General features: G+C 47.7%; 12 protein-coding genes. 11 read left to right on the forward strand and 1 reads right to left on the reverse strand.

Annotated elements, in window-relative coordinates:
• The first annotated feature begins 198 nt into the window (after nucleotides 1–198).
• The 4 genes from EHSB41UT_RS20420 to EHSB41UT_RS20435 all read left to right on the forward strand — a co-directional run bounded on the left by EHSB41UT_RS20420 (nucleotide 199) and on the right by EHSB41UT_RS20435 (nucleotide 4,904).
• On the forward strand, nucleotides 199–918 hold the full coding sequence (locus EHSB41UT_RS20420) for a UTRA domain-containing protein (protein ID WP_133060600.1): 720 nt from the start codon (nucleotides 199–201) through the stop codon (nucleotides 916–918).
• A gap of 120 nt (nucleotides 919–1,038) precedes the next feature.
• Nucleotides 1,039–2,064 (forward strand): putative 2-aminoethylphosphonate ABC transporter substrate-binding protein, encoded by a 1,026-nt coding sequence (locus tag EHSB41UT_RS20425; RefSeq protein ID WP_087112723.1) that lies wholly within the window; start codon nucleotides 1,039–1,041, stop codon nucleotides 2,062–2,064.
• Between the two features lie 72 nt (nucleotides 2,065–2,136).
• Entirely contained in the window at nucleotides 2,137–3,222 is a 1,086-nt protein-coding gene (locus EHSB41UT_RS20430; protein ID WP_087112724.1) for a putative 2-aminoethylphosphonate ABC transporter ATP-binding protein, read from the forward strand.
• The gene (locus EHSB41UT_RS20435; RefSeq protein ID WP_087112725.1) at nucleotides 3,219–4,904 is read left to right on the forward strand and encodes a putative 2-aminoethylphosphonate ABC transporter permease subunit; all 1,686 of its coding nucleotides are present in this window, start codon (nucleotides 3,219–3,221) and stop codon (nucleotides 4,902–4,904) included. The genes EHSB41UT_RS20430 and EHSB41UT_RS20435 overlap by 4 nt, the downstream gene beginning before the upstream one ends.
• A gap of 6 nt (nucleotides 4,905–4,910) precedes the next feature.
• On the opposite strand, the gene rph is transcribed toward EHSB41UT_RS20435, so the two are convergent.
• On the reverse strand, nucleotides 4,911–5,630 hold the full coding sequence (rph, locus tag EHSB41UT_RS20440) for a ribonuclease PH (protein ID WP_087112726.1): 720 nt from the start codon (nucleotides 5,628–5,630) through the stop codon (nucleotides 4,911–4,913).
• A gap of 194 nt (nucleotides 5,631–5,824) precedes the next feature.
• On the opposite strand from rph, the gene EHSB41UT_RS20445 reads away from it, so the two are divergent.
• From EHSB41UT_RS20445 to rpoZ, 7 genes are all read left to right on the forward strand, one after another.
• Nucleotides 5,825–6,688 (forward strand): YicC/YloC family endoribonuclease, encoded by an 864-nt coding sequence (locus EHSB41UT_RS20445; RefSeq protein ID WP_087112727.1) that lies wholly within the window; start codon nucleotides 5,825–5,827, stop codon nucleotides 6,686–6,688.
• A gap of 458 nt (nucleotides 6,689–7,146) precedes the next feature.
• A complete protein-coding gene (locus EHSB41UT_RS20450; protein WP_087112776.1) occupies nucleotides 7,147–7,539 on the forward strand; it encodes a pilin in 393 nt (130 codons plus the stop codon).
• A 60-nt stretch (nucleotides 7,540–7,599) separates the two neighbouring features.
• Nucleotides 7,600–9,360 carry a PglL family O-oligosaccharyltransferase gene (locus EHSB41UT_RS20455; protein ID WP_087112728.1) on the forward strand — a complete coding sequence of 587 codons (1,761 nt, stop codon included), beginning with the start codon at nucleotides 7,600–7,602 and terminating at the stop codon, nucleotides 9,358–9,360.
• 745 nt (nucleotides 9,361–10,105) lie between these two features.
• Nucleotides 10,106–11,227 (forward strand): pyroglutamyl-peptidase I, encoded by a 1,122-nt coding sequence (locus EHSB41UT_RS20460; RefSeq protein WP_087112729.1) that lies wholly within the window; start codon nucleotides 10,106–10,108, stop codon nucleotides 11,225–11,227.
• 41 nt (nucleotides 11,228–11,268) lie between these two features.
• A complete protein-coding gene (locus EHSB41UT_RS20465) occupies nucleotides 11,269–11,841 on the forward strand; it encodes a hypothetical protein (RefSeq protein WP_087112730.1) in 573 nt (190 codons plus the stop codon).
• Nucleotides 11,842–11,990: 149 nt separating this feature from the next.
• Nucleotides 11,991–12,605, forward strand: a complete 615-nt coding sequence (gmk, locus tag EHSB41UT_RS20470; protein WP_087112731.1) for a guanylate kinase — start codon at nucleotides 11,991–11,993, stop codon at nucleotides 12,603–12,605.
• 271 nt (nucleotides 12,606–12,876) lie between these two features.
• The gene (gene rpoZ, locus EHSB41UT_RS20475; RefSeq protein WP_087112777.1) at nucleotides 12,877–13,128 is read left to right on the forward strand and encodes a DNA-directed RNA polymerase subunit omega; all 252 of its coding nucleotides are present in this window, start codon (nucleotides 12,877–12,879) and stop codon (nucleotides 13,126–13,128) included.
• Nucleotides 13,129–13,138 lie beyond the last annotated feature (10 nt).

Below are 13,138 nucleotides of genomic sequence, written 5' to 3' on the forward strand. Positions count from 1 at the left end.
TCACCTGTACTGGTCAGTGTTTGCGGTGATTTATAGACCAGCATGCGTTCTTTGATTGAATGCTTTCTTGAAAACCACTCAACTGGTCTAGACCAAAAGTTTCGATGAGATTAATTTTCCCGTATGCTCTCGTCAAACAACGTTGTATGAATTTTTTGTTTCAGTCGCCCGCCCGTTCACATTAAGAGCGCACTTAATTTGGATACTCTTGAAGTCACAGATCAACCCGTTATCCGTCCTTCAACCTTGATGTTGAGAGGGCTGGAAAAGAGTATTCGTTCGCGGGAACTTTGCCCTGGAGATCGCCTGCCATCAGAGCGTGAGTTACAGGAGCAGTATGGATGCACACGCATAACTATCCGTGATGCGCTCTTACGATTGGCAGCCAGTGGCTTGATTTACCGACAGCCCCGCAAGGGCTGGTTTGTGACTCCGCCCAGACTGATCTGCAACCCCACACGACGCATTCACTTTCTGCACGATGCGCGCTCACAGGGATTTGTGCCATCCACAGAGCTCATCAGTTGCAAACAGGAACAGGCTGAAGGCGCGGCCTATGATGTACTGCAGGATCGTGATGTTTACAACATTTGTCGCCTGCGAAAACTGAATGGACGACCGGTTCTGATTGAGAACATGCATCTGCTCCAACACAGCTTTCCGGATTTGCATCTGCAGCAACTGGATAACTCCTTGACCGACCTGATGCGCAATCATTACCAGACTTATATCACGGGTGAAGAAGCCCGAATCTGCTCCACCGCGCTAGAAGACTGGCAGGCAGAACTTCTACAGGTGACGCCGGGAACACCAGCCATTCGCATCGAACGCACTCGCTTTGATCGCACCAACCGCGCGGTTGAGTTTGATATCGAATACTGGCTGCACGATGCCATTGAGCTACATGTGCGCTCATAGATTTCTGAAATAATTAACCCAACAAAACACTGTCACAAGAGTGTCACACTCACACTCTAGGATTTGCTGTGTCTGTAAGTGGTATAGACCAAAGATAAAAACTCTACCGGAGACACAGCCATGGGATACAAAACCGTACTGAAGGGACTTCTGCCTCTGGCAGCCACAGTTCTCTCCACCGGCGCATTTGCTGGTAAAACCGAGCTGACGGTTTATACCGCTTTTGAAGCTGATCAGCTCAAGGAATACGAAAAGTCTTTCGAGAGCGCTCACCCTGATATCGATATTCGCTGGGTGCGCGATTCCACGGGAATCGTGACCGCCAAACTGCTGGCAGAAAAGAACAATCCTAAGGCTGATGTCGTCTGGGGCCTAGCTGCTACCAGCCTGATGCTGCTCAAGCAGGAAGGCATGCTGCAACCTTATAAGCCGCAAGGTGTAGAGAAACTGCGTAAAAGTTTTGTGGATAATGCTGCTACGCCATCATGGGTTGGCGCAGAAGCCTGGGTTGCCAGCATTTGCTATAACACCGTGGAAGGTGAAAAGAACAATGTTCCGGCACCAGCCTCTTGGAAGGATCTGACCAAGCCTGTTTATAAAGGCCATGTGATCATGCCGAACCCGAACTCCTCCGGTACCGGCTTTCTGGATGTATCCAGCTGGATCCAGATGTTCGGTGAAGAGAACGCCTGGGCCTATATGGATGGCCTGCACCAGAACATCTCCCGTTACACCCACTCCGGTTCCAAGCCATGCAAACTGGCCGCCTCCGGTGAAACCACCATCGGTATTTCTTTCGCCTACCGGGGTGCCAAGTCCAAGAAGAAAGGCGCACCTCTGGAAATCATCACTCCGACAGAAGGTTTGGGCTGGGATCTGGAAGCAACAGCCATCATCAAGGGAACTGACAAGCTGGAAGCTGCGCAGAAGCTGATGGACTGGTCCATTACCCGTGAAGCCAACACCATGTACAACAAGTACTACGCCGTGGTGGGTATTCCTTCCGTAGAGAAGCAGGTGCCTTTCTACCCTGAGAATATTGGCAAGAAGATGATTGATAACAACTTCGAGTGGGCTGCCAGTAACCGTCAGGCGATTCTGGCCGAGTGGCAGAACCGTTACGACGGCAAGTCTGATCCCAAGTGATCCGCCCTGCGACCAGAGACACTGGTCTCTGGTCGCTTATCTATTCACGGCTGACAATGGGGAAGTCCGAGCATGAGTTATCTGAGCATCAGTCATCTGCAAAAATCCTTTAATGATCTTCTGGCGCTGAACGATATCTCGCTGGAGATAGAGAAAGGAGAATTTATCTGTTTTCTCGGCCCCTCGGGCTGTGGAAAAACGACACTGCTCAGAACCATCTGCGGTCTGGAATCACAGGACAGCGGCTCAATTATTCAAGACTCGGTGGATATCTCCCGCCTGTCAGCAGAGAAGCGTGACTTCGGCATTGTTTTTCAATCCTATGCTCTCTTTCCCAACCTCAGCGTTTTCGACAATATCGCCTTTGGTCTTGTAAACCAGCGTCGTCCGAAGCAGGAAATTACCGACAAGGTTAACGAACTGCTAAGCCTGACCGGGCTTCAGGAGCACGCACAAAAGTACCCTTCACAATTATCCGGTGGTCAGCAACAACGTGTGGCTCTTTGTCGTGCTTTGGCAATGGAACCGGGGCTCTTATTACTGGATGAACCACTCTCGGCTCTTGATGCCAAGATACGAGAGCATCTGCGCCGGGAAATCTGCCGCATCCATCGAAAGCTTGGCCTGACCACAATCATGGTGACCCACGATCAAACCGAAGCCATGACCATGGCCGATCGGATCGTAGTCATGAATGCTGGACGTATTGAGCACGTTGGAACACCGGAAGAAATCTATCTGCAGCCAGCCAGTGCCTTTGTTGCCGACTTTATTGGTACATCCAATACGCTCTATGGTGAGATAAAAGACACTTCACTTTTACTGCCGGGGTGGACGGCTCCTGTTGCATTAGTGGAAAAGAGAACAGGCGGCGAAACAACCATTCTTATTCGCCCAGAACATCTGACTCTGCACAACGAGCAGCCATCAGGACCGCATGCGCAGGGAACTATTTCCGATATCGAGTTTCTGGGCTCACAGCTTTCAGTCGAATTAAAGCTTGATGACCACCAGACTCAATCCAATAAAGCTCTGAAGGCCACATTATCCCTTCAGGATGCCCATCACCTGACACTGACCCGCAATTGCCCGGTTTGGATTTCCGTACAACCGAACAATGTTTGCCTGCTGGCAGAACAGGAAGCCAGTGCCGCATGAATGTCTTACTAAAACAAAATCCACTGACCCGGCTTTCATTCTCAGGTCAGGGTGCCGGCATTGTTCTCTCCATTATTGGCATGTTGGTTTTTCTGGTTCTGCCAGTTTGGTCACTGCTCTCACGCAGTGTGGAAAATAAAGACGGTGAGTTTATCGGCCTCGCCAACTTCGCTTACTATTTTCAAACACCCGCTTTGCTGGAGTCTGCCTGGAACTCGCTAATTATTGCTGCTGCCTGCACCCTATTGGTGACATCCAGCGCTTTTCTCTATGCCTATGCCCTGAATCGCACCAGCATGCCAGGCAAATCGGTTTTTCGACTGCTCGCCCAACTTCCGATGCTTGCTCCATCCATGATGCCAGCCATCGGCCTTATCTATTTGTTTGGTAATCAGGGTGTGATCAAAGAGTGGTTTCCGGCAGATTCGGTTTATGGCGCTGGCGGCATTATTGTTGGGCTAAGCCTTTGGTGTTTTCCCCACGCCCTGATCATTATCAACACAGCACTCTCCCTTTCCGACAAGCGCCTCCATGAAGCGGCCAGAGTTATGGGAACACCCGCCTGGCGCCGTTTTCTAACCGTGACTCTTCCTGCCGCCCGCTACGGTCTGATCAGTGCTGCTCTGGTTGTATTCACTCTGGTGCTTGCCGACTTTGGTGTACCCAAAGTCATTGGCGGGCAGTTTGATGTACTGGCAACCGATATTTACAAGCGGGTGGTCGGGCAACAAAACTTCCAGATGGGCGCGGTTGTGGGGGTTCTCTTGTTATTGCCTTCGCTGCTGGCCTTTGGTCTCGACAGATTTTTCCAGCGCAAACAGCAGGAGTCCTTCAGCACCAGTGCGGTTCCCTACAAGCCAGAAGCAAACACCACGAAAGACACGCTGGCTCTGATTTATTGTTCGGTGGTGGCAATCGGGCTTATGACCGTAATCGGTATGGCGATCTACGCTTCGTTTGTGACCTTCTGGCCTTACAACCTGTCATTTACGCTGGCCAATTACGACTTCGATATGATGGATGGTGGCGGCTGGGATGCCTGGTTCAATTCTATTGAGATGGCCTTCCTGACTGCGCTGATTGGAAGCCTCTGTATTTTTCTCGTGGCCTGGCTAAATGAGAAAACCAAAGGTTTAAAGCAATCACGGAACCTGCTTCATCTGCTGGCATTTATGCCTCTGGCAGTTCCTGGTTTAGTACTTGGCCTGGGTTATATTTTCTTCTTTAATCACCCAGACAATCCCCTGCATTGGATATACGGCACCATGACGATTCTGGTGCTTTCAACCATTGCCCACTACTTCACTGTACCTTATCTCACAGCGACAACAGCGCTTAAACAAATTCCCAACGAATTCAGTGCAGTTGCGGATTCGCTAAAGGTTTCTCAGGCGCAATTGTTCCGCAGGGTGACTTTGCCTTTGTCCCTACCGGCTTTGCTGGATATTTCTGTTTATCTGTTTCTGGCAGCCATCACTACAGTTTCAGCTGTCGTGTTTCTGTACTCAACAGATACAACTCTGGCAGCAGTAGCAATTTTAAATATGGATGAGGCGGGAGATACCAGCCCGGCAGCCGCTATGGCAACTGTCGTATTTGTATCGGCTACGGTGGTAAGGCTAATTCACAGTGGCTTAACTGCCAGCCTACGTAAGCACAGTCAGGCGTGGCAGTTAAAATAGAAAAGCTTACGGCTGTTCGAGAGCCTTGCGCTGTAGATCCAGCAGATCATTCACGCCTTTGCGGGCCAGCTCCAGCATGGCATCCATCTCTTCCTTATCGAACGGTGCCGCTTCGGCGGTGCCCTGAATTTCGATAAAGCCGCCTTTCTCCGTCATCACAACGTTCATGTCGGTTTCGGCGTTGGAATCTTCCGCGTAGTCGAGATCCAGAACCGGGTTGCCGTTGTAGATACCCACGGAAACAGAAGCAATCAGCTGAACCAGTGGATCATTGCGGATGATCTTGTTGCGCTGCATATGACGCAGGCAATCAACCAGAGCGACAGTTGCGCCGGTAATGGAAGCGGTGCGGGTGCCGCCATCAGCCTGGATAACATCACAGTCGATAGTGATGGAGTTATCACCCAGCTGTTTCAGATCAACAGCAGCACGCAGAGAGCGACCGATAAGACGCTGAATTTCCAGAGTACGACCGCCCTGCTTGCCACGGGAGGCTTCACGCTGGTTACGCTCACCGGTCGCGCGCGGCAGCATCCCGTATTCTGCGGTTATCCAGCCCTGACCAGTACCTTTCAGCCAGCGTGGAACATTGCGCTCAAGACTGGCCGTACAAAGTACTTTCGTGTCGCCAAACTCGACCAGCACGGAGCCTTCCGCATGCTTGGTGTAATGGCGGGTAATTTTTACTTCCCGCAGTTCATCTGCAGCACGACCACTTGGACGCATAGCACACCTCATAATTGAATATGCAGCGATTATAACGCTAAACCCTTGGGGTGTGTCCTCAATTACTGCCGAGGTTTTCTGATGACTCAGGCCAAAGTCTATGCACTTTCCTCAACATTTATAACCGAGAAACCTTACAATGGTTGGATTCACAATTTTTAACCCTGTTTATTCACTATTGTTAGTAGCCAAACATGACAGCAAGCATGACCTCTTTTGCCAGGGTGGAGTCCAGCCAGGACTGGGGCACTCTGGTTTGGGAAATCCGCACGGTTAACCACCGCTATCTGGAACCGCATTTCCGTCTGCCTGACAATATGCGGGAAATCGAACCCCGCCTGCGCGACCTCCTGCGCAAAAACCTGAGCCGTGGCAAGGTGGAATGCAGCCTGAAAATCACCCGCAGTGAAGGCAACTCCCAGATCAATCTTAACCAGGCTCTGCTGCATGAGCTGAATGGTGCTCTGGAAGCGATTGGCGAGATTGTTTCCAAAGCTAAACGTGCCGATGCACTCGATATCCTGCGCTGGCCCGGTGTTCTGGAACAGGCAGAAACCGATATCGGCCTGATCCATAACGATGCTGTTGATGCTTTTGAGAATGCACTGAAGCAGGTTCAAGAATCCCGTGAGCGCGAAGGTGCAGAACTGAAGCAGTTTATTGTTCAACGTCTGGAAGGTATTGGAAAAGAGACGGCTGTCGTCCGGAAGTTTATGCCGGACCTGCTTAAAGCTCAGCGCGAGAAGATCACTCAACGTCTTAGCGATGCCAAGGTTGAGATTGACCAGAACCGTCTGGAACAGGAGTTGGTATTCCTGGCTCAGAAAGCTGATGTGGAAGAAGAGCTGGATCGTCTGGAAACCCATATTAATGAAGTAACCCGGGTTCTGAATACCAAGGGTGCTGTTGGTCGTCGGTTGGATTTCCTGATGCAGGAACTGAATCGTGAAGCAAATACGCTGGGCTCAAAGGCTGTGGGGGTGGAAGTGACTCAGAGTGCTGTGAATCTTAAGGTTCTGATTGAGCAGATGCGCGAGCAGGTTCAGAACATAGAATAAGCGACGACTTCGTTATTATGACTCTGACTCGCTCCCACGCTCCAGCGTGGGAGTGCAGACGCTAAAACACAAAGATTCCCACGCAGAGCGTGGGAACCAGATAATTATCCCCGCAACTCGCGGGGATTTTTGCATGGGCTGAAGCTTCACTGCTAACCAAGAACAAAAGCGTCAATCGGTGACAAACCTATCAATGTCCTTTTTCGTCATAAGTGTTACCTTTTTACACACCCACTGCCTTGTATTTATCACGCTACCGGCACCAAGAAAGGATTAATAGCGACTTTCTGTCTTTTATAAAAGTTGGCACGATCGTAGCTAGGTATATATCGAGACGACAGTAGCAACCTTTCGACAGGCTCTACTGATGAGTTTTGGATCTGGTTGAGATCACTTTGGCGCATTACGCTGGGAGACTTAAACCAGGCAAATAAAGAAAACCTTTAGGGGATATGATAATGAAAAAACAGGGTGGTTTTACTCTGATTGAATTGATGATCGTAGTAGCGATCATCGGTATTTTGGCTGCTGTGGCTATTCCTCAGTATCAACAATATACAGCTAAGGCTAAGTTTAATGCTGCTTTGGCTGAACTGTCACCTTACAAAACACAATTTGAAATTGTAGTTAACGAAGGGGGCTCAATAGCCTCTGCTGGGGCTCTGGGAATGCCTGCATCTGCCACTCAGAATTGTACTCTTGGTGCCACGAACTCAACTATAACTTGCGCCATTGTTAATGCTCCTCCTACTGCGTCAGGCACTATCACTTTGACAAGAGACGCAACTAATGGAACATGGTCATGCGATGCTGGTAGTATTGATGCTGCTGTAAAGAAGGCTTGCGAATAACTTAAATGCATACTGTAGAAAGAGAGGCCCTGCCTCTCTTTCTACCAAGTAGTTTTGGCAATGAAAAATACTCAAAAATTATCTTTCATATATATTTTTTTATTATCGACCCTTCCCTTCTTATCGTTCTATCATTACGCCCCAAAATCTGATGCATCTATAAACATCATCACAATATTTATTTCATCAATAATTATTCTTCCACATCTCTTATTTATTCAAAAAATAAAAATTTCGTACTGTTATCTATTCATATTTATATTTATAGCAATCGCTCTTATCTGCACAAAAACAGTAGAATATCCAGGTGATAGAATAGCTGGCGTTACCGCACTACTTTTATCATGCCTTGTCGGAATACTTATTACTGACAATAAAAAAGACTATATTTTAAGCGCATTAGCATTTGGCTTACTAGTTGGCGCATTATTACAATGTGTTATTGGCTACCTTCAAATTTCCGGAATCGCATCCGCACACCACCTGCCATTTATTGTATATAACCCATCAGATCAGACGGCATTAATGGGCAACATTGGGCAGAGAAACAACCTTGGCAATTATCTTTCTCTTGCATTTGTATCACTATGTTGGATTTTTGCACATAGCAAGCTACCCAAATTGCTCTCATATATTTTTTTGGCTTTCATTTGTCTTTTCCTTTCCTGGACAGCATCACGGACAGTGATCATATATTCTCTTGGGTTGATGATTCTCTCCTGGGTATATTATATTTTATCTGGTCGCGAAAAAAATATCGGAAGAATGGTTTCCTTTATGGCTCTAGGTGTATTACTTATAGCTTTTTTTCAATCCTACAATGACTTAGTAAACAGTTTCTTCCAAACCTTAGGAATCCCTATCAATCAGGGGAGTGGTGTAGAGCGCTTCACCAGTTCAGGGTTTGGTACGCGCCGTATTATAGAATGGCAAAAAGCTTGGCATATATTTACCGAGAACCCTTGGTTTGGGGTAGGTTATGGCGGTTATGCAGCGCAGTCTGTAGCATTAGAAGCAGAGTATGGTAAAGAATGGGTTATTAACGCCTTATTTGTTCATTGCCACAATTTCGTTTTACAGCTGCTAGCTGAATTTGGGCTAATCGGAGCTTTTCTATCTTTAGCAACTATTTTACTTGCATTTTTTCCATGGTTTAAAAGAGAAAACATCAATACTAATGGCCTCTTGATCCTTAGTATGTCTATGGTCATTTTGGTGCACAGTCAGCTAGAATACCCTCTATGGTATGCATCATTCCTTTTTATTTTCTCCATACTTATAGGCCTTTCACCTACAAGTAAAATCACTATCAACTTTCGACCTGCTTATCGCTATATAATTAGCGCCTTTATTATTGTTATATTATGGCAAACAACAACAAGCGCTATTAGCTACATGGATTGGGCAAGATGGGTTCAACCCTCAGGTATTGCTAAGGAAGACAAACATCGTATCAATGAGCTTCTAGAAGACAGCTTAAACCCTTTATGGAGCTATGAAACACATCTTATTTTGACTAATTATTTTTCCATGACTAACGAGCAAGTTGACTTAAAACTGCCAATTTTAGAACGCCAAGCTGCTTACAGGCCTTTTGCAGAAACACTGGTTAAACTTGCAATCATCAGGGCCTACAACAACGATTTGCCTGGGGCTTTAGACGCCCTACAACTCGCTATAGACTCCTACCCAAAAACCGTAAGCAACATATCTTTTGTTATCTATGCTGCAGAAGGAACAGAAATTGACCTTCTGAAAGAGAAACTGAAGACAGCGGGCATTGAAAACCCTATTAGAAAGATCAAAACAACTGATCGGTAGGAGAAAACAGGTCAGAGTCATTTGTCTCTGACCTGATATTTTCATAATAAAGGCGGTTTTTACCGGCTTTATTTACTCCACTTCAATTTCATCTCCCCCCTCTATTGGTCACCCTCTTCATCCGTGTTAATCTTTCGGTCCAAAGACGCCTCCATACTTTCCCGGAATTTTAATTACCCCGCAAACGGGTGTCTGACTGGTTTCATCTATCTATTTTGTTATTTCTAGTGCAAGCCTACTGGCAAAAAGCGCTTGATGAAGTTGCTACCTATCGTTCAGTTCACGAGCCAACCAGATTATGCAGGGAACTCAAACTATTATGCGAGATGCCTAAACTGGATCGATGGCTGCTCCATCTATACTGCTCAGGCCTATTCACCATTCCCACCCGTACAGGGTTATTCCAATAACATGCCAACAGGTAACCATCAGCACCCTCCTGACACCTACTCTCCTACAAAGTGCCTGTAAGTTGGTACTGAGCATTGATATAGCCGACAGAGCACCGCCCCAAGTGCTGCATATATTGAAATAGTTTCTATGATCGGAGGTGTTGCCGATGTTTGGTCATTAACACGTAGTACACAGGAGTTTCAGGCGAGTATAGACACGGTAGTCTCAGCACACTTATGCTCCTTTATTCTTCTTGTGAAAGCGCAGCAGTGTGGTTGAGCCAATCAAAATGACTCAGCCACAATTTCAATTTATGATCGCAGCATAAATAACAACACCAATAACAAATTACATGCCGTACAAAGCCAGTCTTTTTTTACTGTCAGTCTCACTCCTTACCAGCAGCCTTAGTAGCGCCTATCTCCCTCTGGATATTGAGGAAGCACGCTACCAAAAGGCCAATATTGAAATTTCCTCTGTTAACCAATTCCAGCCAACATTGGAAAAAACCTTTTCCCTGCAAGCACAGGCAGGTAATACCCTTTGGCAGCAATCCGTTCAAACTGTACAGAATGAGATATTCGATGACCGCCCTCTCTACTGGTCCCGCTTGACACAAAGGTCATTACTCAAAATTGTTAAACAACACCCCCCACTCTCTGATCAGGATCGCCACAGCGCTATTAACGCATTCGCGAAATCCTCTCGCGGCATAACCGACATCACCTACCGCCAAGACACCGATATCAAAATCCTGATCACAGGCTTCGATCCCTTCTTCCTTGATCACGATATCACCCAAAGCAATCCATCTGGCCTTGCCGCTCTTTTCCTCGACGGTTTCACCTTTAACGTCGGCAACAAAAAAGTCCAAATCGAGTCAGTAGTAATCCCCGTCCGTTTTGCAGATTTTGATGAAGGCTTAATCGAGTCCATTCTCACCCCAGTCTTTCGTGATAATCAGGCGGATATGGTCTTTACCATCAGTATGGGGCGGGATGATTTTGATCTTGAACGCTTTCCCGGCCTTAACCGCAGCGCTGAAGCTCCCGACAATCTCAACGTATATACCGGAGCAACCAGAGAGAAACCTCTGCCACCAAAGCTCAATGATAAAAATCTTGAAGGCCTTGAGTTTGTTGAGTTCACTTTGCCGGTAGCAGCCATGCAAAGCGTGAAAGGCCCCTGGAAGGTTAACGACAATAGAAAGGTACGTACTCTTGCCTCTGGTGAGATTGAAGCGAAATCCCTCGAAGAGTTAAACGGCGAGGTGTCTGTATCCGGTTCTGGCGGAGGTTATCTCTCTAACGAAATATCTTATCGCTCCATTCGCTTGATGAATGAGTACAAGAGGCAGATCCCCAATGGTCATATTCATACCCCACGGGTTGAAGGGTATGATGAAGAGACTGAGCGCAAGATTGTTATGCAGATCAGGGATATGATCATTGCGGCAGCGGGCGCTGCTCAATAGCCAGAATTCAAAAATAAGAATATGAGTACCGGAGAGTCGCCATGGAGTGGATGAAGTTTGTCATTGAGCTGGTCGATAAGATCACCTGGCCGACCGTTATCGTTCTTAGCCTTGTGATTCTAAGGCATCCGATTTCCACCCTGGTTCCACTTGCCCGCAAGCTGAAGTACAAAGACTTTGAGATGGAGTTTGGTCAGGAGCTCAAGGTTGTCAGCAAAAAGGCCGCTGGTGCTTTCCCAGAGCTTAAGCATGATAAGCGCAGCCTTTTGATTGCGTCTGCCGAGAATATGCCGAACGCAACAATCCTTGAGGCGTGGCGAGTTGTTGATGAAAAAGCCGAGGCTCTTATCGCATCCACAGCGCCTGATATTGATCTTGAGAATACCGACAGCCGCTACAAGCTGATGGAAGAAACGCTGATTGCCCACAAGCTGGTCGATACGAAAAAGGCCAAGCTTTTCTCTGAGCTGCGCCAACTGCGAAATAAGACAGCTCACGCAGCAGGGCATCAGGCAGGTAAAGCCGAAGCCATTATGTATGTCGAACTCTGCTTTACCCTCAGCGCTCACCTGCAGCGTATTACTGAGAAATCCTCCCAGCCTGCACATATCTGATATGACTCTTGGCGCCGCAGCTTTTATAATAAGGAGAACTTTCTTTTTCTAACCGCTGCGGTCATCTCAAAATCCACTCAAGCTGCGCTAAAAACTGTTGTCGGCTTGAGCTTTGTTATATCTGCAGCCTGAGTATTTAAGTTCACAGCATGAGCAAAGGCACTCTCTACATCATCGCGGCGCCATCCGGTGCGGGTAAAACCAGCCTGGTCACGGAACTGGTCAAGACCACCCGCTACCTGACCGTTTCTGTTTCCCACACCACCCGCAAGGCACGGGAAGGTGAAGTTCATGGTCAGCATTACAACTTCGTCTCTGTCGAAGAGTTCCAGAAGATGATCGGCAAAGGTGCATTCCTTGAGCACGCTGAAGTCTTTGGTAACTTCTACGGCACTTCGCAGGCATGGGTAGAAGAGCAGCTGGAACAGGGTGTGGATGTGATCCTTGAGATCGATTGGCAGGGCGGCCAGCAGGTTCGTCGCCTGATGCCGGAAGCCATTGGTATCTTTATCCTGCCACCATCCCAGAAAGAGCTGCATAAGCGTCTTACTGGCCGCAGCACCGATGATGCTGATGTTATCGCCCACCGCATGGCCAAAGCCGTGAGCGAAATGTCCCATTACAACGAGTTTGAATACATCATTATTAATGATGACTTTGATGAAGCTCTGTTTGACCTGAAGGCCGTGATTCGCAGCCAGCGTCTGAGTCTGGAATTTCAGAAAGACTATCGCCGGGAACTGCTCAGCGACCTGCTGAAATAAGTCTTGCTATAAATAAAGGCAGCCTTGAGTCACTTTCCACTGCAATTTCCGCACAGAAGGCACGGAAAATGACTCAAACCGCTTACAAACCCGACCTTGTCAAAATTGCCAATCTTTCAGTAAACTGGCAGTTTCGGATTCCTGCGGGTTTCAGCCGGAATTGGCTTAAAATCAGCATACAATTGATTAATAAATTGAAAGTGGTGCTGAGCCCTTGACCTGGGCAGCCTCCGGAATCAAATTAAACCCATAGAAAAGAGTGGAGCACACCGTGGCGCGAGTAACAGTTGAAGATTGCCTGGAGCACGTAGACAACCGTTTTGAACTGGTTATGGCAGCCAGCAAGCGGGCTCGTCAGCTCACTATCGGCGGTAAAGACCCAAAAGTTGCCTGGGAAAATGACAAGCCGACCGTTGTTGCCCTGCGTGAAATCGCTGAAGGTAAAATCGATCCTAAGCAGATCGATCGTGAAGACCAGGAAGATGACGATGCAGGCCTGCTGCTGGCCGGCTTTGAAGGCTAAGAATTAGCTC

Origin of the sequence: Parendozoicomonas haliclonae, assembly GCF_900174585.1 — a bacterium.
Classification (GTDB): Bacteria; Pseudomonadota; Gammaproteobacteria; order Pseudomonadales; family Endozoicomonadaceae; genus Sansalvadorimonas; species Sansalvadorimonas haliclonae.